The sequence below is a fragment of the Micromonospora sp. WMMA1363 genome (genome assembly GCF_030345795.1).
Lineage (GTDB): Bacteria > Actinomycetota > Actinomycetes > Mycobacteriales > Micromonosporaceae > Micromonospora.
Map to the genome: position 1 here is coordinate 923,423 of NZ_JAUALB010000001.1, position 23,005 is coordinate 946,427.

Genomic DNA, 23,005 nt, shown 5'->3' on the forward strand with positions numbered 1-23,005 from the left:
ATGGACAGAACAGACCCGTTGTCGACCCCGGCCGTCGACGTCGCGCCTCAGCCGGCGGTGTCCGGTGCGTCCGACGTGGACACCGGTCCACCCGACGGTCGGTCGCCCCGGTGGAGTCGCCTGGCGGTGGCCCTGCTGCTCCTCGCCACCGCCGTGCTGTACGGGTGGGGGCTCGGCGCCTCGGGCTGGGCCAACGCCTACTACGCGGCGGCCGCGCAGGCCGGCTCGGAGAGCTGGACGGCCTTCTTCTACGGCTCCTCGGACGCCGCGAACTCGATCACGGTCGACAAGACGCCGGCCTCGCTGTGGCTGATGGCCCTGTCGGTGCGCCTCTTCGGACTGAACAGTTGGGCGTTGCTGGTGCCGCAGGCGCTCTGTGGGGTCGCCGCCGTCGGGTTGCTGTACGCGGCGGTGCGCCGCTGGCACGGTCCGGCCGCCGGCCTGATCGCCGGCGCGGTTCTCGCGGTCAGCCCGGTCGCCACGCTGATGTTCCGGTTCAACAACCCGGACGCGCTGCTGGTGCTGCTCCTGGTCGCCGCCGCGTACGCCACCGTGCGGGCCGTCGAGGCTGCGTCGACCCGGTGGCTGGTGCTCGCCGGCGTGCTGGTCGGGTTCGGCTTCCTCACCAAGATGCTCCAGGCGTTCCTGGTGGTGCCGGTGTTCGCCGGCGTCTACGTGCTGGCCGCGCCGGCCGGGCTCGGGCGGCGGATCGGCCAGACGCTACTGGCCGGTCTGGCGATGATCGGCGCGGCCGGTTGGTGGGTGGCGATCGTCGAGCTGGTTCCGGCCGGCGCCCGCCCGTACATCGGTGGCTCGCAGACCAACAGCGTCCTGGAGCTGACTCTGGGCTACAACGGCCTGGGGCGGATCACCGGCGAGGAGGTGGGCAGCGTCGGCCGTGGCGGGGGTGGACGGTTCAACGACGGTGCGGATCTGCTGCGGATGTTCGACGGCCGGGTCGGCGGTCAGATCTCCTGGCTGCTGCCGGCCGCGCTGATCCTGCTGGTGGCCGGCCTGCTGCTGGCCGGGCGGGCGCCCCGCACCGACCGCACGCGTGCCAGCCTGCTGCTGTGGGGCGGCTGGCTGCTGGTCACCGGCGGGATCTTCAGCTTCATGTCCGGGATCTTCCACGAGTACTACACGGTGGCGCTGGCCCCGGCGGTCGGCGCGCTGGTGGGCACCGGCGGCACGCTGCTGTGGCGGGCTCGCGCCGCCCGGGTGGCGGTGCCCCGGTGGCGGCCTTTCGCGGCCACCCTGGCCCTGGCCGGGGTGCTCGCCGTCACCGCCTGGTGGTCGTGGACGCTGCTGGGGCGCAGCCCCGACTGGCACCCCTGGCTGCGGAGCGCGGTGCTGGTGGCCGGTCTCGCGGCCGCGGTGCTGGTGGTGCTGGTCGACCGGATGCCGAAATGGACGACGCCGGCGGTCCTCGCGTTGGGCGCGCTGGCCGCGCTGGCCGGACCGGTCGCGTACTCGTTGCAGACCGCCGCCACCCACCGCGCACGCCGGCAGCCTCCCGACGGCCGGCCCGGCGGTGCAGGCCGGGTCCGGGCCGGGCCCGCGTGGCCGCGTGGCCGACGGCCTCGCCGGGGCCGGCCGCTCGCCGGACGCCGGCCAGAACGGACGCCCGCCCGGTTCGGTGCGCAACGGCGGTCCCGGGCAGGCACCGAACGGCGGTCCCGGGCAGGCACCGAACGGCGGTCCCGGGCAGGTGCCCACGGGGCCTGGTGGGGGTCGACTGCCGACCCGGCCCGACGGTGGCCAGCCGACCGGGCAACTCCCGGGCGCGCCGGGCGGTGGTCGTGGTGACGGCGGCGCCGGCGGGCTACTCAACGCCCGCGAGCCCAGCGCTCAACTGCGTGAGCTGCTGGAGCGGGACAGCGGCACCTACACGTGGATCGCCGCCGCGGTCGGCTCGAACAACGCCTCCGGCTACCAGCTCGCCACCGGCGGGCCGGTGATGGCGGTCGGCGGATTCAACGGCAGCGACCCGTCCCCGACGCTCGCGCAGTTCCAGCAACATGTCGCCGACGGGCGGATCCACTGGTTCCTCGGCGGCGGTGGCTTCCGCGGAACCAACGGCGGCAGCTCCGCGTCGTCGGAGATCGCCGCCTGGGTGGCGGAGACGTTCGAGGCGCAGACCGTCGACGGGGTCACCGTCTACGACCTGAGCGGTGGGAGGGAGCAGACATGACCGGCACCACCGCGGCCCGGGCCGCCGCCCCGGCCCGGCCGCCCGCCACCGCCGCCGTCCTGGACGTGGTGATCCCGGTCTACAACGAGGAGAACGACCTCGGGCCGTGCGTCCGGCGGTTGCACGCGCACCTGCGCGAGCACTTCCCCTATCCGTTCCGGATCACCATCGCCGACAACGCCAGCGTCGACGGCACGCTCGACGTGGCGCGGGCGCTCGCCGCCGAACTGGCCGACGTCGGGGTGCTGCACCTGGATGCCAAGGGGCGCGGCCGGGCTCTGCGGGCGGCCTGGTCCGCCTCGCCCGCGCCGGTGCTCGCGTACATGGACGTGGACCTCTCCACCGACCTGGCCGCGCTGCTGCCGCTGGTCGCGCCGCTTATCTCCGGACACTCCGACCTGGCCGTCGGCACCCGGCTCGCCCGCACGTCGCGGGTGGTGCGGGGCGCGAAACGGGAGGTGATCTCGCGGGCCTACAACCTGCTGCTGCGCGGCACCCTCGCCGCCCGGTTCTCCGACGCGCAGTGCGGGTTCAAGGCGATTCGGGCCGACGTGGCCGGGCGGCTGCTGCCGCTGGTCCAGGACACCGGCTGGTTCTTCGACACCGAGCTGCTGGTGCTCGCTCAGCGGGCCGGGCTGCGGATCCACGAGGTGCCGGTGGACTGGGTGGATGATCCGGACAGCCGGGTCGACGTCGTCGCCACCGTCCTGGCCGACCTGCGTGGCATCGGCCGGCTCGGGCGGGCTCTGCTCACCGGTGCGTTGCCCCTGCCGCAGCTGCGCGAGCAACTGGGGCGCGCACCGTTGCAGGCCCCGCCGACACCGGTGCCGGCGGGGCTGCCCCGGCAGTTGGTCCGCTTCGCCGGGGTCGGCGTGGCCAGCACACTGGCCTACCTGCTGCTGTACGTTGTGGGGCGCGGCGCGCTCGGCGCGCAGCCGGCGAACCTGGTCGCGCTGCTGGTCACCGCGGTGGCCAACACCGCGGCGAACCGGCGGCTGACCTTCGGTGTCACCGGCCGTCGGCACGCTGGCCGTCACCACCTTCAGGGCCTGCTGGCGTTCGGCCTCGGCCTGGCGCTGACCAGCGGTTCGCTCGCGGTGCTGCACGCGGTCGCCGCCGGGCCGGCACGGCCGGTGGAGCTGGCGGTACTGGTCGCCGCGAACCTGGCCGCCACCGTGCTGCGCTTCGTGCTGCTCCGCTACGCGATGCACCACCGCCGGGCGGCACCGGCACCCCCCGACCGGCGGTAGCAGTCGAGGGTGCGGGCCAATCCGGCGGCGACCGGGCCGGTCGGGTGGACCTGAGGCGCCACGGCGGCCACGGCTGGGCGTGCGGGAGTGCCTGGTCTGGACCGGATCGGCCCCGGGTGCGCTGTCTCGCCCTCGCCCGGGCGACTTTCGGCGTACTGTGACCGGAAAGTCCGGCTCAACCGGGCAAATCCCCCAGACGGGTGGTCCGTACGCCGGGGGTCGAGACGGGAAGGAGTGGTCGGTGAACCATCTGGCCTACCTGGATGCGGGTTCCGGCAGCCTCATCGTGCAGGCGGTGGTCGGCGGGGTGGCCGGCGTCGCGGTGGCGGCCAAGCTCTACTGGCGGCGCCTGGTGGGCCGGTTCCGCAAGCAGCCGACCGACCAGCACTGACCGGCATGGCGCAACCCGACACCGACCTGCGGGCCGAACCGGCGTCGTTCCGGGACCCGGCGAACCGGGTCTACCACCGCGGCGACGAGGTGCTGCGGGGGCTGAACGAGCGGGCCGCCGCCGAATGGCGGGCGCTCGCCGGCAGCGACTTCTTCACCACCCTGCTGACCGAGGGCAAGGTCTGCGGCACGGTCGAGGCCGCGCCGGTGCCGCATGGCTGGGCGGCGCTGCTGCGCCACGAGCGCATCCCGTTCGTCTCCCACCCGTACGAGTGGTCCCACACGATGCTGCGGGACGCGGCCCTGCTGCACCTGGAGATCCTGCGGGTGGCCCTGCCGGCCGGCTTCACCACCAAGGACGGCTCGGCCTACAACCTGCAGTGGCGCGGCGCCCAGCCGGTCTTCATCGACGTCGGCTCGCTCACGCCGGTCCGCTACGGCGAACCGTGGGCCGGGTACCGCCAGTTCTGCCAGACGCTGCTCTACCCACTGCTGCTCGGCGCCCACCTCGGGCTGGACGTCCAACCCTGGCTACGGGCCAGGGTCGACGGCATCGAGCCGGACCAGATGCGCCGTCTCTTCGCCGGTGGACGCCGGCTGCTGCCGGGCGTGTTCACCCATGTCCACCTGCACGGGGCGATGCAACGCGGCAACGCGCGGGCCAGCACGGCCGACGTCCGCGCCCAGTTGCGCGCCGCCGGCTACTCGTGCGAGCTCGCCCTGGCGACCGTACGCGGGCTGGAGCGGCTGGTGCGTCGGCTGGACCGGCGGCCGACGGTCAGCCACTGGATCGACTACCAGCGCACCTGCGGGTACAGCGCCGACGACCGGGCGACCAAGGAGCGTTTCGTCAGCGCGTCGCTGGCTGCCGGACCCCGCGCTCGCCTCGCGCTCGACCTCGGTGCCAACGACGGCCGGTACGCACGCGTCGCCGCTGCGCACGCCGACTACGTCGTCGCCGTCGAGCAGGACCCGGCGGTGGTCGACGGGCTGTACCGGGCGCTGCGGGCCGAGGGCGAACGGCGGATCCTGCCGCTGGTGATGGACCTGGCCGACCCGTCCCCCGGTGGGGGCTGGCGGGGCGTCGAGCGGGCCGCCTTCGTCGACCGGGCGCGGGCCGACGCCGTGCTCGCCCTGGCGGTGGTCCACCACCTGGCGATCGGGCGCAACGTGCCGCTGCCCGAGGTGGTCGACTGGCTGTGCGGTTTCGGCGCACCCGGCGCCACGCTGGTGCTGGAGTTCGTGCACCCCGAGGACCCGATGGTCGGCCGGCTGCTGGCCAACAAGCCGGACGGCTTGTTCCCCGACTATCGGCGGGCGGAGTTCGAACGGCTGCTGGCCGCCCGCTGCCGTGTCGCGGAGCGCCTCGACCTGCCAACGGGCACCCGGACGCTCTACCGGGCGGTCGTGGGTGGCTGACCCCGCAGCCCCGTCCGCACCCCCTGCCGCACGTGGCGCGGGTACCGGGCCAGGCCGGCCGCGGCGTCGCTGGCTCGCGGGTGTCCGGGTCGGGCGCGGCTGGCGGGCGGAGGGCGCCCGACTGCTGGAGATTGCCGCCCTGGTCGGGCTGGTGGTCACCCAGCCGCTGTTGGACGTCCTGGGTCGCAGCCCGGACTTCTTCCTGTTCCACCGCGCCGGCCGGGGCGAGATCCTGCTGCTGGTCGCGCTGGTCGCGCTCGTACCCACCCTCGCGGTGGGGTTGCTCGGCGCGGTCTCCCTCCTCGCCGGCAGCCGAGTCCGGGCGGTGACGCACACGTTGCTGGTCGGTCTCCTGCTTGCCGCCCTCGCTGTGCAGGTCGGCCGACACGCCACGTGGCTGCGGGGAGTACCGCTGCTGCTGGTGGCGCTCGTGGCCGGGGTTGCCGGCGCGGCGGCCCACCGGCGCTGGCCCGCGCCGGGGCGGGTGCTGCGGGTGGCCGCGGTCGGGCCGCCGGTCTTCGTCGGGCTGTTCCTGTTCGCCTCGCCCACCTCGGTGGTGGTCCTGCCGCGCGGGGCCGGCGGCGCCGCCGGGGCGGCCGGTGGCGGGATCCATCCGCCGGTGGTCATGCTGATCCTCGACGAACTGCCGCTGGTCTCCCTGCTCGGCCCGGACGGGCGGGTCGATGCCGCCCGGTTCCCGCACTTCGCCGAGCTGGCCGCCGGGTCCACCTGGTACCGCAACGCGACCGGGGTGAGTGGCTGGACGCCGTACGCGTTGCCGGCGATGCTGACCGGGCGCTTCCCGGCCACCGGGGGTGCCCCGCACTACTCGCAGCACCCGGACAACCTCTTCACCGCCTTCGGCGGCCTGTACGACATCCGCGCCGAGGAGAGCATCACCCGGCTCTGCCCGCCCAGCCGCTGCGACACCCCGGTCGCCCCGGAGCAGGGGATGGGCGTGCTGGTCCGGAAGAGTGGCCAGCTGCTGGCGCGGCTGGCCGCGCCGGTCGACAGCCGGGTCGCCCCGGAGGACTCCTACCGGGAGCGGACCGCCGCCGAGGCCGGAATCGACGCCGCCGAGCCGGTCCCGGACGACCCGAAGTTCCGTTGGGACAAGCTGAACGCCAACCAACCGGCCCGCTTCACCAGGTTCCTCGCCGGCCTGAAGCCGGCCGCCCGGCCCACACTGCATTTTCTGCACCTGTTGATGCCGCACTCGCCGTGGGCGTACCTGCCCTCCGGGGCGCGTTACGAGGCTCCCGAGGACTTCCCGAACGAGGGGGACGGGTGGATCGAGTTGGCCCGGCAGCGGCACCTGGCCCAGCTCGGCTACACCGACCGGTTGATCGGCGAGACCCTGCGGAGGCTGCGCGCCACCGGCCTGTACGACCAGGCGCTGTTGGTGGTGACCGCCGACCACGGCGTCAGCTTCACCAAGGGCGCGCAGGGGCGGGGGATGGGCGCGATCCAGGCTGCCGCCGACGAGGTGGCGTGGGTGCCGTTGTTCGTGAAGTCCCCCGGGCAGCGCGCCGCCCGGGTCGACGACCGGAACTGGCAGCACGTCGACCTGTTGCCCACCGTCGCCGACGAGGCCGCGATCCGGCTGCCCTGGCCGGTCGACGGCCGGTCCGCCCGGCAGGAGCCGCGCCCCGACGCGGGCAGGGTGTTCTACGACCTGCCCGCCCAGGCGACCCCGATCGTCGGTGGGGTGCCGGCCGCGTTGCCGCTTCCCGCGCCGCACCCGCTGGTCGGTACCGCGGTCGGGAACCGGCCGACCGGGGGTACCGCCACCGTCGGTGACCTCGCCGCGTTCCGGAACGTGGATCCGGACATTGGCGAGTTGCCCGCGGTGGTCTGGGGTGACCTGCCGGACACCGTGCCGAACGGCACGATGCTGGCCGTCGCTGTCAACGGCCGGGTCGGCACCGTGGTGCCGGTGGTGCCCCGCGACGCCGGGGGACGCCGGTTCGCGGCTCTGATCGTCGACGACCGGCTCTACCAGGTCGGGGTGAACCATCTCGACCTGCTCCTCGTCGCGGCCGACGGGACGCTGACCCGCCTCGCGCTCTCCTCCTGACCCGCTTCGCCGGCTGCTGCCGACCCGCTTCGCGTTCTCCTCCTGACCGGCGCCGTCGTTCTTCGCCGTACCGTGCCCGACTGGTGGGTTTCCCAGCCCGCTGGTCGGGAATCGGGTGACGCATACCTCACCCGTCAACCACCGCGGGCGGTGCCCCGTCAACCGCGAATACGGTAGAAGCGAAGGCAATTCAACGAAGATCTGCCGGCGAAGCGAGGAACCACATGACGGAAGTCAAGCTCGATCACCCCGGTGGGCAGCTGTCGATGCCGGTGAACGCCGCGGTCGAAGGCCCCGCGGGCGTCAGGGTCGGCAAGCTGCTCAAGGAAACCGGGATGACGACGTATGATCCTGGTTTCGTGAATACGGCAGCCTGCTCGTCCGCTATCACGTACATCGACGGCGACGCGGGGATTCTGCGCTACCGCGGCTACCCGATCGAGCAGCTGGCCGAGAAGTCCTCCTTCCTGGAGGTCTCGTACCTGCTGATCTACGGTGAGCTGCCGACCCAGCAGCAGCTCACCGAGTTCACCGAGTGGATCCGGCGGCACTCACTGCTACACGAGGAGATGCGCCGATTCTTTGACGGCTTCCCCCGCGACGCGCACCCGATGGCGGTGCTTTCCTCGGCGGTCAGTGCCATCTCGACCTTCTATCAGGACAGTCTCGACCCGTTCGACTCGGAGCACGTGGAGATCTCGACGGTGCGGCTGATGGCGAAGGTGCCGACCATCGCCTCGTACGCGTACAAGAAGTCGATCGGCCAGCCGTTGCTGTACCCGGACAACTCCCTCGGCTACGTGGAGAACTTCCTCCGGATGACCTTCGGCGTGCCGGCCGAGCCCTACGAGGTCGACCCGGTGATGGCAAGGGTGCTGGACGTGCTGTTCATCCTGCACGCCGACCACGAGCAGAACTGCTCCACCTCGACCGTCCGGCTGGTCGGCTCCAGCAACGCCAACCTGTTCGCCTCGGTCTCGGCCGGCGTGAACGCACTCTTCGGCCCGCTGCACGGTGGCGCGAACCAGGCCGTGCTGGAGATGCTCGAGCGCATCCATGCCGACGGTGGTGACGTCCGCGACTTCGTGCGGAAGGTCAAGGAGAAGCAGGCCGGCATCAAGCTGATGGGCTTTGGGCACCGGGTCTACAAGAACTATGACCCGCGCGCCGCCATCGTGAAGAAGGCCGCCCAGGACGTGCTCGGCCGGATGGCCAAGCCGGACCCGCTGCTGGACATCGCGATGGAGCTGGAGGAGATCGCGCTCGCCGACGAGTTCTTCGTCTCCCGTAAGCTCTACCCGAACGTGGACTTCTACACCGGCCTCATCTACAAGGCGATGGGCTTCCCGACCAAGATGTTCACGGTGCTCTTCGCGCTGGGCCGGCTCCCCGGCTGGATCGCCCAGTGGCGTGAGATGATCAACGACCCGGAGACCAAGATCGGTCGTCCGCGGCAGGTCTACAGTGGTGCCCCCGAACGGGACTACCTTCCGTTCGAGCAGCGCTGAGGGTTTCCTGACGCTGGTGCCTCGCGAAGGCCGTCGACCCGGAGCCGGGTTGGCGGCCTTCGCCAGGTCGGTAGCTGGGTGATGGCGCGCTCCGTCATATCCACGCCGTTCCGGAGTAGTGCTCTTGCGGGTCGATGTCCTGCTGTCGCGGCACACCGCGCGGACCGACCTGCGGTGGCCGCGGTGCGGCCGGCGATCGCCGCCCAGCCGTACCGCTCGTGGACCGTGGCGCGGGCACGGCGGGCGAGCCGGCGGGCCCACTCCCGGTCGGACAGCAGCGCGTGCACGGCGTCGGTCAGCCCCGCCGGGTCCTGCGGCTGGAAGGTCATCCCGGTGACGTCCGGCGCGACGATCTCGGCGAGCCCGCCGGGCGCGGACACCGCCGGGGGCGCCCCGGCCGCGGCGCCCTCCAGGGCGACCATGCCGAACAGCTCGTAGATGCTCGGCACGACGAAGCAGTCCGACGCCGCCATCACCGCCGGCAGGTCGGTGCCGCCGAGAAAACCGGGGTGGGGCCACCATGTCGGCGAGGTCGAGTCGCCGCACCTGCGCCACCAGGTCCGCACGGTACGGGCCGTCGCCGACGATCACCACCCGTAGCCCGGCGTGCCGCTCCCGTAGCCGGGGGAGACCGGCGAGCAGGTGCTGCACTCCCTTCTCGTGGACCAGCCGGCCGGCGAGGGTGATGGCGGTGTGGGCGACGAGCCAGTCGTGGGCGTGGACGACGTCGTAGGTGCCGGTTTCGGTGGCGCGTACTCCGTCCATGCATAGCGGATCGCGCCGGCTCCGGTGACGGCAGGACAAGGTGGTGAACTCGACCGAGCGGTCGGGAGGGACGCGCTCGCGCGCCCGAGACAAGCAAAGGGCATGCGGGGCGATCCCGCATCTCGGACGGCAGGATCGTGACAGACAACACCTGGAGTTCACCACAGGTCAGTCCGGCGGCTTCCGGCACTCGACCGAAGAGGCTGGATTCATCGTGAACCCTGTGGGGCAATAGGCGCGTACGTGCCACCGGCGCCGCCATGTGGTGAGCTCATGGTGCCGTGTGTGCACATGATCGTTGCCGAAGGAGCGACATGCAGGTCTGGCCGGGCGAACGTTACCCCCTCGGGGCCACCTACGACGGGATGGGCACCAACTTCGCGATCTTCTCCGAGGTGGCGGAGCAGATCGAGCTCTGCCTCTTCGACGAGTGGGACACCGGCGCTGAACGCCGCGTCGAGCTGCGCGAGGTCGACGCGTACGTGTGGCACGCGTACGTGCCCGGAATCGCGCCGGGGCAGCGGTACGGCTACCGCGTCCACGGCCCGTACGATCCCGCGAACGGGCTCCGGTGCAACCCGCACAAGCTGCTCCTCGACCCGTACGCCAAGGCGATCGACGGAGACGTCGAGTGGAGCCCGGCGGTCTACGACTACCAGCTGGGCGAACCGGACCGACGCAACGACGCCGACTCGGCGCCGTTCATGCCGAAATCGGTGGTGGTGAACCCGTATTTCGACTGGGGAAACGACAAGCCGCCGCGCACCCCGTACCACCACTCCGTGATCTACGAGGCGCACGTGCGCGGGTTGACCATGCGCCACCCGGACATCCCGGAGGAGCTGCGCGGCACGTACTCGGGTATCGCCACCCCGGCGATGATCGACTATCTGAGCGGTCTGGGCGTGACCGCGATCGAGCTGATGCCGGTGCACCACTTCGTGCACGACAACCGCCTCGCCGACCTCGGGCTGCGCAACTACTGGGGCTACAACACCATCGGCTTCTTCGCCCCGCACCACGGCTACTCCGGGCTGGGTGGGCTCGGGCAGCAGGTGCAGGAGTTCCGTGGCATGGTCAAGGCGCTGCACGCCGCGGGCATCGAGGTCATCCTCGACGTGGTCTACAACCACACCGCCGAGGGCAACCACCTCGGCCCGACACTCAGCTTCAAGGGCGTCGACAACGGCAGCTACTACCGGCTGAGCGAGGAGGACCGGCGCTACTACGTCGACTACACCGGCACCGGCAACAGCCTGAACGTGCGCAGCCCGCACTCCCTTCAGCTGATCATGGATTCGCTGCGGTACTGGGTCACCGAGATGCACGTCGACGGCTTCCGGTTCGATCTGGCCGCCACCCTGGCCCGCGAGTTCTACGAGGTCGACCGGCTGTCCACCTTCTTCGAGGTGGTGCAGCAGGACCCGGTGGTCAGCCAGGTGAAGCTGATCGCCGAGCCGTGGGACGTCGGGCCCGGCGGCTACCAGGTGGGCAACTTCCCGCCGGCGTGGACCGAGTGGAACGGCAAGTACCGGGACACGGTCCGCGACTTCTGGCGCGGCGAGCCGGCCACCCTCGCCGAGTTCGCCTCCCGCATCTCCGGCTCGGCCGACCTCTACCAGGACGACGGGCGCCGCCCGTTCCACAGCATCAACTTCGTCACCTGCCACGACGGGTTCACCCTCGCCGACCTGGTGTCGTACAACGACAAGCACAACGAGGCCAACGGCGAGGAGAACCGGGACGGCGAGAACCACAACCGGTCCTGGAACTGCGGCGTCGAGGGCGACACCGACGACGCCGGTGTGCTCGCCCTGCGGGCCCGGCAGAAGCGTAACCTCCTCGCCACCCTCATGCTCTCCCAGGGCGTGCCGATGATCGGCCACGGGGACGAGCTCGGCCGCACCCAGCGGGGCAACAACAACGCGTACTGCCAGGACAGCGAGCTGGCCTGGATCGACTGGGACAACGGCGACACCGACCTGCTGGACTTCACCAGGAGGCTGGTCGAGTTTCGCCGTCGGCACCAGGTGTTCCGCCGCCGGCGGTTCTTCACCGGCCTGCCGGTGCGTTCCCGGCTGGTCGACGAGCCGCTGCCGGACCTGGCCTGGTACACACCCGACGGCCGGGAGATGACCAGCGAGGACTGGGGCAACGACTTCGGGCGGTCGGTGGCGCTGTTCGTCAACGGCGAGGGCATCCGCGAGCGGGGCCAGTACGGTCAGCGCCACGTCGACAGCTCGTTTCTGCTCTGCTACAACGCGCACGACGCGCCGCTGGACTTCACCCTGCCGCCGGCCGAGTTCGGCCAGCGGTGGAAGCTGGTGGTCAGCACCGCGGAACCGGATCCGGAGAAGACGGCGGTGGTGGAGGCCGGTGGCGCGCTGACCGTGCCCGACCGCTCCCTGGTGCTCCTGGAGAGGGCGGTCTGATGGCCGCCGCGGTCACCTCGACCTACCGGGTGCAGATCCGCCCCGGCTTCGACCTCGACGCCACCGCCGGGCTCGCCGGTTACCTGGCGGACCTCGGCGTCACCCATCTCTACAGTGCACCGTTGCTCACCGCGACCCCCGGCTCGGCGCACGGCTACGACGTGGTCGACCACCGCACCGTCAACCCCGAACTGGGTGGGGAACCGGGTCGGCGGCGCCTGCTCGGCGCGCTGCGCACCGCCGGGTTGGGCCTGGTCGTGGACATCGTGCCCAACCACGCCGGGGTGGCCCAGCCGGTGACCAACCCCGCCTGGTGGGACGTGCTGCGTCGGGGGCGGGACTCGGCGTACGCGCGCTGGTTCGACATCGACTGGGAGCGGGGCCGGCTGCTGCTGCCGGTGCTCGCCGACGACCCGGCGGCGCAGGCCGACCTCAAGATCGTCGACGGGGAGCTGCGCTACCACGAGCACCGCTTCCCGATCGCCGACGGCACCGGACAGGGCACCGCCCGGGAGGTACACGACCGGCAGCACTACGAGCTGGTCTCCTGGCGGCGCGGCGACACCGAGCTGACCTATCGCCGGTTCTTCGCCGTCGCCGGCCTGGCCGGACTGCGGGTGGAGGACCCGGCGGTCTTTACCGCCACCCACCAGCTCGTCCTGGCCTGGGCGGCGGCCGGCGAGATCGACGGCATCCGGGTCGATCACCCGGACGGGTTGCGTGACCCCGCCGGGTACCTGACCCGGCTGCGCGCCGCCGTACCGGACGGGTGGCTGGTGGTGGAGAAGATCCTGGAGTACGGCGAGGAGCTGCCGGACTGGCCGGTTGACGGCACCACCGGTTACGAGGCCCTCGCGGCGGTCTCCGGGCTCTTCGTCGACCCGGACGCCGAGGGGGACTTCACCGCCCTGGACACCCGCCTCGTCGGGCGACCCACCTCCTGGCCGGACCTCACCCACGACAGCAAGCTGGCGGCCGCCACCCGGCTGCTCTCGGCCGAGCTGACCCGGCTCGCCGCGCTCGCGCCCGAGCTGGACCGGCACGTCGTCCGCGTGGCCCTCGCGGAACTCGCCGCCGCGTTCGCCGTCTACCGGGGCTACCCGCCCGAAGGCGCCCGGCACCTGGCCGCCGCCCGTGCCGAGGCCGGTCGCCGCCGCCCGGAGCTGACCGGTGCGCTGGACGCCCTCACCCGTCGGCTGCGGGACCCGGACGACGAGCTGGCCAAGCGGTTCCCGCAGCTCACCGGCGCGGTGATGGCCAAGGGTGTGGAGGACACCGCCTTCTACCGGTGGAGCCGGTTCGTCGCGCTCAACGAGGTCGGCGGCAGCCCCGCCCACTTCGGCACCCCGCCGGTCGAGTTCCACCGCTTCGCCGCCGCCCGGCACGTGCGCTGGCCGGCGGCGATGACCACGATCTCCACCCACGACACCAAGCGCAGCGAGGACGTCCGGGCCCGCCTGGCGGTGCTCAGCGAACTGCCGGAACGCTGGGCCGCCCGGGTGGGTGGGTGGCTGGCCCGGGTGCCACTGCCGGATCCCGCGATCGCGCACCTGCTCTGGCAGACCGCCGTCGGCGCGTGGCCCGTCGAGCGTGCGCGCCTGCACGCGTACGCGGAGAAAGCGGCCCGGGAGGCGTCGACCGCGACCAGTTGGGCGGATCCCGACCCGGGTTTCGAGCGGGCGATGCACGCCCTGGTCGACGCGCTGTACGACGACCCTGCCCTCAACGCGGAGCTGGACGCCTTCGCCGCGGAGATCACCCCGGCGGGCTGGTCCAACTCGCTCGGGCAGAAGCTGGTGCAGCTCGCCATGCCCGGGGTGCCGGACACCTACCAGGGCACCGAGCTGTGGGACAACTCCCTGGTGGACCCGGACAACCGACGGCGGGTGGATTTCGCCGTACGCCGGGATCTGCTGGCCCGGCTCGACGCCGGTTGGCTTCCCCCGGTGGACGCGTCGGGGGCGGCGAAGCTGCTCGTGGTGTCGCGTACGCTGCGGCTGCGCCGGGATCGCCCGGGGCTGTTCACCGGCTACCGGTCGGTGCCCGCGCGGGGGCCGGCGGCCGGGCACGTCGTCGCGTTCGACCGGGGTGGGGCCATCGCGGTCGCGACCCGGCTGCCGGTGCGGCTGGCCGTCGCCGGTGGTTGGCGGGCCACGACGTTGCCGATTTCCGTTCACGGTGTTACGGACATGTTCACCGGTCGGGTCTACAGTGGGTCTGAGCTGCTCCTTGATGCTCTGCTGAGCACCTATCCCGTCGCCCTCCTCGCTCCTGCCGATCCCGCGGAGGCCGCCGCATGACCGAGTTCACCGTGTGGGCGCCCGCAGCCGCCCGGGTGCGGCTGCGCCTGTTCGGCGCCGCCGACCATGAGATGTGCGCACACGCCGGCGGGTGGTGGCGGGTCGACGTGCCCGGCGTGGGATCCGGCACCGACTACGCGTTCCTGCTCGACGAGGACGACTATGCGCTGCCCGATCCTCGGTCGCGGTGGCAGCCCGCCGGCGTGCACGGCCCGAGCCGGGTCTACGACCACGCGGCGTTCCCCTGGACCGACTCCGGCTGGACCGGCCGGCAACTGCCCGGCAGCGTCCTGTACGAGCTGCACATCGGGACGTTCACCCCCGAGGGCACCTTCGACGCGGCCATCGGCAAGCTCGACCACCTCGTCGACCTGGGCATCGACCTGATCGAGCTGTTGCCGGTCAACGCCTTCAACGGCGAGCACAACTGGGGCTACGACGGGGTCTGCTGGTATGCGCCGCACGAGCCGTACGGCGGGCCGGACGGGCTCAAGCGACTCGTGGACGCGGCCCACGCCAAGGGGCTGGGGGTGATCCTCGACGTCGTCTACAACCATTTCGGGCCCTCCGGGGCCTACGCGCCGATGTTCGCGCCGTACCTGACCGAGCAGAGCAACACCTGGGGCAACACGGTCAACCTCGACGGCCCGCACTCCGACGGCGTGCGCCGTTACATCATCGACTCGGTGCTGACGTGGCTGCGGGACTACCACGTCGACGGTCTGCGGCTGGACGCCGTACACGCGATGCCCGACTCCCGGGCGGTGCACCTGCTGGAGGAGCTGGCCGTCGAGGTGGAGTCCCTGTCGACACACCTGGGCCGGCCGTTGTCGCTGATCGCCGAGTCCGACCTGAACGACCCGAAGCTCGTCACGCCGCGCGAAGCCGGCGGGTACGGCCTGCACGCGCAGTGGAACGACGACGCCCACCACGCGCTGCACACGCTGCTGACCGGCGAGCGGCAGGGATACTACGGGGACTTCGGGTCGCTGGAATGCCTGACCGATGTGCTGACCGGTGGGTTCTTCCACGCCGGGACCTGGTCGAGCTTCCGGCAACGGCACCACGGGCGGCCGGTCGACCGGCCGCGCCTTCCCGGGCACCGGTTGGTGGCCTACCTGCAGAACCACGACCAGATCGGAAACCGGGCCACCGGGGACCGGGTCTCGGCTTCGCTGTCTCCTTCGTTGCTGCGGGTGGGGGTGACGTTGCTGATGACCGCGCCGTTCACGCCGATGCTGTTCATGGGGGAGGAGTGGGCGGCGTCGACGCCGTGGCAGTTCTTCACCAGTCACCCGGAGCCGGAGCTGGCCGCGGCGGTGGCGAACGGCCGGAAGCGGGAGTTCGCGGCGCACGGGTGGGGTCCGGCCGACGTGCCGGATCCGCAGGATCCGCAGACGTTCCTCCGGTCGCGGCTGGACTGGGCGGAGCTGGGCGAGTCGGAGCACCGGGAGATGTACGAGTTCCACCGGCGGCTGATCGCGTTGCGCAAGTCGCGGGCTGACCTGTCGGATCCGCGGCTGACGGCCGTGGACGTGCGGCACGGCGACCAGTTCCTGCTGATGCGTCGGGGTGGCTGCCTGGTGGCGGCGAACCTCGCGGGCAAGCCGCAGCGGATCACCCTGCCGGGGGCGGTACGCAAGGTGCTGCTGGCCACCGGGGACGGGGTCACGGTGATGCGCGACCGCATCGAGCTGCCGCCGGAGACAGCCGCGATCGTGGCGCTCTGACTCCACCGGTCGAGCCACGTCCAGCCTGCGCTGATCCAGGGGTATCGCCGTCTAGGGTATCCGCGAGCCGGCGGCAAGGTACATCGCTGCGTCGCGGCCGCGGGCCAGCGCCGCCGCTCGGACTCGTGGAGCCACATTCTCCGGTAGGCGCTGCGCGGCGTGCGACAATCCCTAAAATGACCTCGCGACAGCTGGCGCTGACCCTCGATGCGCACGATCCAGCTCGGCTGGCGCAGTTCTGGGCCGGCGTGCTCGGCCGGGAGGTCGTCGAGGACGCCGGCGGTGTGCTCCTGCCGGGCGACGACACCCAGCTCGGCCTCCGGCGTGATCGAGCCGGGCAACAACTATCTCGCCGCGATCCAGTGGTCCATGGCGACCAGCAGGCGGATGTCGACCGGCTGGTCTCCCTCGGGGCCACTCGGCTCGACAGCGGCGCGGTCGAGCTGGCCGACCCCGACGGCAACGAGTTCTGCGTGAGAGCGAACTGACCACAGAGCCGTCGGGCAGCCCACCGAGCCTTGCGACGGCGACGGCCTCCGGCTCGTCCGCGGCGCCCACGCCCAACTCCTCTAGCCGCGTGTCCGCACCCGTCACGGCATCCTTCCGCCTCGTCATGTCCCCGTCGTAGGTGTGACGGGTGCGGGCCCGACGACTCGTCACCGGGGTCGGTCGGCCTGGCTGATCCTGCGACGGACCCGGTGGCGGAGCGCGAACCGCGGTGCTGCGCGGGATGTTCTTGATCTTCTAGCCGAGCCCCAGGGCCGGGGCGGCAGGAGATGGCGGTGAGCGATATGACTGGGAGGAATATTTATGCCTGGCAGTCATATCGCTCGCGAGGGACGTCAAGTCCCGCGCACAGGTAGGTCCCGCCGGTAGCCCGTACGGTGATTGCCGAGGTCGTCCGGCGACGGCCGCGCGCCGTTCGGTGATCTATGATCCCGCCGCTCGTTGCACCGACGCTCCGCCCTGGGCGGCGTTCGGGCCGATGCGATGGTGCTGGTCGACCACCACCTGGCCCACGCGGTGTGGCGGGCGTCCGGGTACGCGGCGCAGCCCGGGTGGGCACGCTGGATCAAGCCGCTGACGCCGGAGTGACGGTACGGCGGGCCGGTCGAGTATCAGCGCGGGTGGGCTGTCGGGATCCTGGCCACGATGGGCACCAGGATCAGCAGGGCCGTGACCTGCGTTGCCGCGACCGCCGCGATGAGGCCGGGCCGGGAGTAGCCGTAGAGGGCTCCGGCCGCGGCGCCGCCGAGCAGCGCGCCGGCGCCCTGCACGGCGGCGAACAGTCCGTACGCGGTGGCTCGGCGCGGCCGCGGCACGAGGTCGGCCACGAAGGCCTTGATCGTCGAGTCCTGCACGCCCACGGCGGCACCCCACAGCAGCACGCCGGTGGCGGTGAGGCCGAGGCCCGTGCCGAACGCCAGGGCGGGCACGATGCTCACCAGCAGCGGCAGGGCCAGCAGGACCCGCGGGCCGAGGCGGTCGTACGCCGTGCCGGTGGCCAGCGCGGCGACCGCCGCGGCGGCCATCGCCGCGGCGTAGAGCAGCGGCACCCCGGCGGCCGGGACGACGTCGGCCTCGACGACGTGGAAGCCGATCAACCCGAAGGTCACCAGGCCCGCGGTGCAGAGGGCGGACGCCGTGGCGAACCACCAGAACATCCTGGGCAGCTTCGCCCCGGTCGCCTGGTGCGTGGGTGGGGACGGGACGGACGTGGTGACGGTCCGGTTGGCTCGTCTCCTGACCAGGGCGAGGGTGAGCAGGGCCAGCGCCCCGGGCACGGCGAGCGCGGCGAAACCGGGCCACAGCACGCCGGTGCCGGCGACGACCCCGGCCACCAGCAACGGACCGGCGAACGCGCCGACCTGGTCCAGTGCCTTGTGCACGCCCAGACCGCGGCCGATGCCGACCTGACCGGCGGCGTCAGCGAGCAGCGCCGACTTCGCCGGGCTGCGCACCGCCTTGCCGAGGCGTTCGGCCAGGATCAGTATCGCGGCGAGCGCCAACCCGGCGCCGCCCAGCAGCGGGGTGATCGCCAGCAGCGGCACGCACACCGCGGTGAGCGTGTACCCGGCGATCGTCAACGTCCAGTAGCGGTGGGTCCGGTCGGCCAGCGGCCCCGACACCAGCCGCAGTAGCAGCGCCGCCGCTTCCCCGGCGCCGGTGACCAGGCCCACCACGAGCGCGGACGCGCCCAGCGACGCCAGCAGCGGGCCGTACATCGACCGGGCGCCCTCGTACACCATGTCCGCGGCGAGGCTGACCACACCGAACCCGACCACCACCCGCCACGGCGACCAGCCGGCCGCACCGGGGGGCGACGGTCTGCTGGCCGGCACCGACTCGGGTGTGGGTGAGGTCACCGACTGGTCAGCCACCGTTGTCGTCCCTTCCCGCCGCAAGTGGTCGTCACCCCGTCGACCCGGGTGCGGCACTCCGACGGGCAGCCATGGTGAGCCTAGCCTTAGCGGAGAGGGATGGTGGTGGCGGAGTCGCCGCCGGCGGAGCGCCGCCGGTCGGCGCGTCTCCTGCGACGACCTCGTCGGCCGGCGTGGCGACTCAGGACGAGCGCTGCGCCTCAGCCTGATGACGGGACATCCGAGGCGATCGGCATGTTCTGCCTGTTCGGTGAAATCGATTCCGGCGGTTGTCGTGAATGAAATTCCCACACACATTGGCGTAGCGCATTATTGCCTGGCGAAGCGTATTCGCGGCGTTGGGATTTTCGCGTCGCGCGCTTGTTCGGGCTGGGCCGGCGGTGATTCGCGCAACCTTGATCTTGGTGTTTTCCGGAAGTAAGTGTCGGCGATCCGCCATTCGTCTATCTTGCGACCAATGCAGATCTATCGATATGTTGCCCGTGGCCTGATTCACCACCAGAGGGGGACCTCTTGAAATCCACCCTGCAACTGTCCGCAATGGCCAGCCTGGCGCTCGCGCTGATCGTGGCCGGCCCGTCGGTCGCCGAGGCGAAGCCGACCACGAGCGACCGGAACGGCAACACGACCACCGTCGCCCGGACCAGTGACGGCCGGGCGATCACCAGCGACGCGATCGCCAAGGAGGTCGCCGCGTTCTGGACGCCGGAGCGGATGGCGAGCGCCGTCGACCTGGACATCGCGAAGCCCGCCGGCGCCACCGACTCGACCAGCCGGGCGCAGAAGCCCGACGGGCCGGCGGGCACGGTCGCGCCCGTGACGCCCAGCGTCGCCGCCGATGACGTCAGCGTCCAGCTCAACGAGTCGGCGACCGTCGGCAAGGTCTACTTCACCACCCCAACCGGCGGTACCGCATCCTGCTCGGCGAGCACCGTCGCCAGCGGCAAACGACGGCTGGTCATGACCGCTGGGCACTGCGTGCACCAGGGCCGCGGTGGGCAGTGGTACAGCAACTGGCAGTTCGTGCCGCGGTACCGCAGCGGAGCGCGGCCGTTCGGCACGTTCGTGGCCTACCAGCTCACGGCCCGCACCGCGTGGGTCAACAGCGGCAGCTTCGACGAGGACATGGGCATCGCCATCATGCACAACGGCGGTAACTGGGGCCTGAAGGTCGTCGAGACGGTCGGCGGCAACGGCATGCGCTGGAACTGGGGCTACAACATTCCCCTCATCACCGCCCTCGGTTACCCGTCCAACCTCGGCGGCGGGCAGATCCAGTACTACTGAGCTGATCTCAGCGACGCGAATGTGTTGATTGGTACGACACGGGCGAACCGGGTCACGCCGGACGGTGCTGGAAGTGGGCGTGGAGCCATCGATAGACAGGTCTTTGCGACAAGATCCACGTCTTCGAGAGGGCTCCACGTGATTGCCTATCGTGCCATGGTCGACGTCCCCAGGGAACTCGTGCAGTACCTCGGCCGGCTGCTTGCCGCGCAACGCCGAGCCAAGGGGACACGGCGCGACACCCGCGCGTTGACCTGCTTCTACCAGGCACTCCTGGTGCTCGTCTGGTTCCGCAAAGGCGAGGACGCGACCCTGCTGGGCGCCGGGTTCGGCATCTCCCGGGCCACTGCGTACCGGTATATGGCCGAGGGTGTCGCAGTGTTGGCCGCGCAGGCCCAGGATCTACACACAGCCCTGCGCCGGGTCGCCGACGACGGCTGGTCGTACGTGATCCTGGACGGAAAGCTGTTCGACTGCGACCGGGTGGCCGAGACCACCCTCAGCGTCAAGGGCGACACGATCGACGCCTGGTATTCCGGCAAGCATCGTGACTTCGGCGGAAACGTTCAAGCGGTCATGCGCCCGGACCCGAGTTCGACAGTTGGTGGGCATGCGGGGCGGATCGGCGGCGGATCCGTGCAGGTGAGAGGGCTGGCACCCATCGGAGACTGTCCAGAGGCGTGGGCAAACGGATTTGCCGTGGGTCTTGTTCTGGCCAGGCTTGTTGTCTGATGATGCGGGCATGTACTTGCGGAAGATCCAACGGCGGAACAAGGACGGGTCGGTGGTGCGATACCTCCAACTCGCCCACAACCGACGGGTCGGCGGCACCACGCAGGCCGAGGTGCTGGTCAACTTCGGCCGCGAGGACCGTCTGGACGTCGACGGGTTGCGCCGCCTGGTCGCCTCCATCAACCGCTACCTCGGCGAGGAGGACGAGGTCGCCGCGTCGCTGGGCGCCGAGGAGGCCGGGCCGCTGACGGTGGAGTTCTCCCGGCCGCTCGGGGCGAGCTGGCTGCTCGACGGGCTGTGGAAACTGTTGGGCATCGACACCGCCCTGGCCTCCCGCATCGACGGGCGCAAGTTCCGCACCGACGTCGAGCGCACGATCTTCGCGCTGGTCGCCAACCGGGCCATCGCCCCCGCCTCCAAGCTCGCCGCCGCCGAGTGGGCCACCCGCGACCAGGTCATCCCCGGCCTGGACGCACTGGCCGAGCAGCACGCCTACCGCGCCATGGACCTGCTCGTCGCCGCCGATGTCCACGCCGCCGTGCAGGAAGCGGTGTTCTTCTCCGCCGCACACCTGCTCAACCTCGAAGTCGACCTGGTCTTCTTCGACACCACCTCCACCTACTTCGAACGCGACACTGCGGACGACCCGGACGGCGAGAGCTCCAGCCTGCGCCAGTACGGGCACTCCAAGGACCACCGCAAGGACCTGCCCCAGATCGTCATCGGACTGGCCGTCACCCGCGAGGGCATCCCCGTGCGCTGCTGGACCTGGCCCGGCGGCACCAACGACCAGACCGTGATCACCGAGGTCAAGGACGGCCTGCGCGACTGGCGGCTCGGCCGGGTGGTCACCGTCTGCGACACCGGATTCTCCTCCGAGGCCAACCAGTCCTACCTGCGCCGGGCCGGCGGCCACTACATCACCGGCATCAAGATGCGCGAAGGCTCCCACCGCGCCGACCAGGCCCTGGCCCGCCAGGGCCGCTACCAGGAAGTACGCGACAACCTGCGCGTCAAAGAGGTCCGCCTCGACGGCGACGAGGGCAGACGCTTCATCATCTGCCACAACCCCACCGAGGCCGAACGCGATGCCGCCCGACGCGAAGACCAACTCACCGCGATCCGCGAGGAGTTGACGCGCATCAAGACCGCCCGGGAAGCCGACGCGACCAAGGCGAAGGCCAAGGCCGCCAAGACCGGCAAGCGCCCCACGGCCCCCTCGGACGCCCCGCACCGCAAGGCCGAGTGCGCGCTGCGCGACCACCCTGCCCTCGGCCGCTGGCTCAAGCAGCACCCCACCACCGGACGGCTGTCCATCGACACCGCCAAGGTCGCCGCCGAGGCCCGCCTGGACGGCAAGTACCTCCTCGCCACCAGCGACCCCGACCTGTCCGCCGAGGACATCGCGCTCGGCTACAAGAACCTCCTCGAAGCCGAACGCGCCTTCCGCACCCTGAAATCCACCCTCGACCTGCGGCCGGTCTACCACCGCCTCGACGAGCGGATACGCGCTCACGTGCTGCTGTGCTGGCTCGCCTTGCTACTGATCCGCGTCGCTGAGCGCCGCACCCAGCAGTCCTGGCCCAAGATCGCCGCCGAACTCGGCCGGATCCACCAGGTCACCCTCTCCGGCCCGGCCGGCAGCCTCCAGCAGACCACCCGGCTCACCGACACCCAGACCAAACTCTTCACCGACTGCGGTGTCCCGCTCCCGCCAAAGATGAGCAGCCTCAAGACCGCCGAATAGCCGCTGAGCTGGGAAAACAGGATCCGGAGCCGTGGGCAAACGGCCCCGAAGCCTCCCCACGCCCATCGCCCCAGGTCAACCCGCAGATCCGCCACCGCCGCATGCCCGCCAACCGTCGAAGCCGGGCCGGACGGCCTGCCGGTGTGGACCTCCGCGGCGATGCCGGGGCATCTGCACGATCTGACCTGCGCCCAACAGCAGGGCATCACGGCTGCCCTGAACTGGGCCGCCTCCGAACTCGACCTGCCTACCCTGGCCGACTCCGGTTACGAAGGCGCAGGTCAAGGCGTCAAAGTCCCGGTCAAGCAGCCCACCGACGGGCAGCGGCTCGCTCCCGACAACCGCGCCTACAACCGGCTGCTACGCGGACTGCGCTGGCAGGGCGAACGCGGCTTCGCGATCCTGGTCGGACGCTGGAAAACCCTCCGGCATACCACCGCCAGCCCACACCGGATCAGCGACATCCTCGCCGCCGCACTCCACCTGACCCATTTCGAGTACAAGTACCTACCGCAAAGTCGCTGAGATTACTTCACTGCCAGAGCGGCACCTGGCACGCCGGCGGCCAGCAGATCCGGATGTGGTGCAACATGACCTACGGCTCCAGCGGCGGACCGTGGCTGCAGGAGTACAACGACCAGAACGGCCTCGGCTACATCAACAGCGTCGTGAGCCACGGTGACAACCCGGGCAACGGCCAGTTCGACGGCCCGTACTTCGACAACGACATCAAGAGCCTCTACGACTTCGCGGAAGGCCTCTCGCCGGCGTAGGAAACGGTGCACGGAGCCCCGGC

The 23,005-nt window shown here is 71.4% G+C and carries 14 protein-coding genes and 4 pseudogenes; 16 read left to right on the top strand and 2 right to left on the bottom strand.

What is annotated here, in order from left to right:
• The 6 genes and pseudogenes from QTQ03_RS04240 (at window position 1) to QTQ03_RS04265 (ending at window position 8,835) form a co-directional block, all read left to right on the top strand.
• A pseudogene (locus QTQ03_RS04240) lies at window positions 1-2,191 on the top strand (ArnT family glycosyltransferase).
• Window positions 2,188-3,441: a bifunctional glycosyltransferase family 2/GtrA family protein gene (locus QTQ03_RS04245; RefSeq protein ID WP_289276817.1), complete on the top strand. Its 1,254-nt coding sequence runs from the start codon at window positions 2,188-2,190 to the stop codon at window positions 3,439-3,441. Before QTQ03_RS04240 ends, QTQ03_RS04245 begins: the two are co-directional and overlap by 4 nt.
• 241 nt (window positions 3,442-3,682) lie before the next feature.
• A complete protein-coding gene (locus QTQ03_RS04250) occupies window positions 3,683-3,832 on the top strand; it encodes a hypothetical protein (RefSeq protein WP_289276818.1) in 150 nt (49 codons plus the stop codon).
• A 5-nt stretch (window positions 3,833-3,837) separates the two neighbouring features.
• Complete coding sequence (locus QTQ03_RS04255) at window positions 3,838-5,250, top strand: class I SAM-dependent methyltransferase (RefSeq protein ID WP_289276819.1); 1,413 nt, start codon at window positions 3,838-3,840, stop codon at window positions 5,248-5,250.
• Window positions 5,243-7,327, top strand: coding sequence for a sulfatase-like hydrolase/transferase (locus QTQ03_RS04260; RefSeq protein WP_289276820.1), 2,085 nt, complete (start codon window positions 5,243-5,245; stop codon window positions 7,325-7,327). Before QTQ03_RS04255 ends, QTQ03_RS04260 begins: the two co-directional genes overlap by 8 nt.
• A 224-nt stretch (window positions 7,328-7,551) precedes the next feature.
• Window positions 7,552-8,835 carry a citrate synthase gene (locus QTQ03_RS04265; RefSeq protein ID WP_289276821.1) on the top strand — a complete coding sequence of 428 codons (1,284 nt, stop codon included), beginning with the start codon at window positions 7,552-7,554 and terminating at the stop codon, window positions 8,833-8,835.
• Window positions 8,836-8,960: 125 nt separating this feature from the next.
• On the opposite strand, the pseudogene QTQ03_RS04270 reads toward QTQ03_RS04265, so the two are convergent.
• Window positions 8,961-9,522 (bottom strand): annotated as a pseudogene (locus QTQ03_RS04270) (glycosyltransferase); the annotation flags it as partial.
• Between the two features lie 392 nt (window positions 9,523-9,914).
• Between QTQ03_RS04270 and glgX the strand changes: the two are divergent.
• The 5 genes from glgX to QTQ03_RS04295 all read left to right on the top strand — a co-directional run bounded on the left by glgX (window position 9,915) and on the right by QTQ03_RS04295 (window position 17,157).
• A complete protein-coding gene (gene glgX / locus QTQ03_RS04275) occupies window positions 9,915-12,032 on the top strand; it encodes a glycogen debranching protein GlgX (RefSeq protein ID WP_289276822.1) in 2,118 nt (705 codons plus the stop codon).
• Window positions 12,032-14,332 (top strand): malto-oligosyltrehalose synthase, encoded by a 2,301-nt coding sequence (gene treY / locus QTQ03_RS04280; protein WP_289276823.1) that lies wholly within the window; start codon window positions 12,032-12,034, stop codon window positions 14,330-14,332. The genes glgX and treY overlap by 1 nt, the downstream gene beginning before the upstream one ends.
• A complete protein-coding gene (treZ, locus tag QTQ03_RS04285; RefSeq protein ID WP_289276824.1) occupies window positions 14,329-16,062 on the top strand; it encodes a malto-oligosyltrehalose trehalohydrolase in 1,734 nt (577 codons plus the stop codon). The genes treY and treZ overlap by 4 nt, the downstream gene beginning before the upstream one ends.
• A gap of 176 nt (window positions 16,063-16,238) precedes the next feature.
• Complete coding sequence (locus tag QTQ03_RS04290; protein ID WP_289276825.1) at window positions 16,239-16,550, top strand: VOC family protein; 312 nt, start codon at window positions 16,239-16,241, stop codon at window positions 16,548-16,550.
• 460 nt (window positions 16,551-17,010) lie between these two features.
• Window positions 17,011-17,157: a hypothetical protein gene (locus tag QTQ03_RS04295; protein WP_289276826.1), complete on the top strand. Its 147-nt coding sequence runs from the start codon at window positions 17,011-17,013 to the stop codon at window positions 17,155-17,157.
• 23 nt (window positions 17,158-17,180) lie between these two features.
• Here QTQ03_RS04295 and QTQ03_RS04300 read toward each other — a convergent pair whose 3' ends face one another.
• Window positions 17,181-18,347 carry an MFS transporter gene (locus QTQ03_RS04300; protein WP_502889839.1) on the bottom strand — a complete coding sequence of 389 codons (1,167 nt, stop codon included), beginning with the start codon at window positions 18,345-18,347 and terminating at the stop codon, window positions 17,181-17,183.
• 636 nt (window positions 18,348-18,983) lie between these two features.
• Between QTQ03_RS04300 and QTQ03_RS04305 the strand changes: the two are divergent.
• The 5 genes and pseudogenes from QTQ03_RS04305 to QTQ03_RS04325 all read left to right on the top strand — a co-directional run.
• A pseudogene (locus tag QTQ03_RS04305) lies at window positions 18,984-19,727 on the top strand (trypsin-like serine peptidase); the annotation flags it as partial.
• Between the two features lie 141 nt (window positions 19,728-19,868).
• A complete protein-coding gene (locus QTQ03_RS04310; RefSeq protein WP_289276829.1) occupies window positions 19,869-20,462 on the top strand; it encodes a transposase family protein in 594 nt (197 codons plus the stop codon).
• Between the two features lie 10 nt (window positions 20,463-20,472).
• Window positions 20,473-22,209 carry an IS1634 family transposase gene (locus tag QTQ03_RS04315; RefSeq protein WP_289276459.1) on the top strand — a complete coding sequence of 579 codons (1,737 nt, stop codon included), beginning with the start codon at window positions 20,473-20,475 and terminating at the stop codon, window positions 22,207-22,209.
• Between the two features lie 135 nt (window positions 22,210-22,344).
• Complete coding sequence (locus QTQ03_RS04320; RefSeq protein ID WP_289280666.1) at window positions 22,345-22,734, top strand: transposase family protein; 390 nt, start codon at window positions 22,345-22,347, stop codon at window positions 22,732-22,734.
• 5 nt (window positions 22,735-22,739) lie between these two features.
• A pseudogene (locus QTQ03_RS04325) lies at window positions 22,740-22,982 on the top strand (trypsin-like serine peptidase); the annotation flags it as partial.
• Window positions 22,983-23,005: the final 23 nt, after the last annotated feature.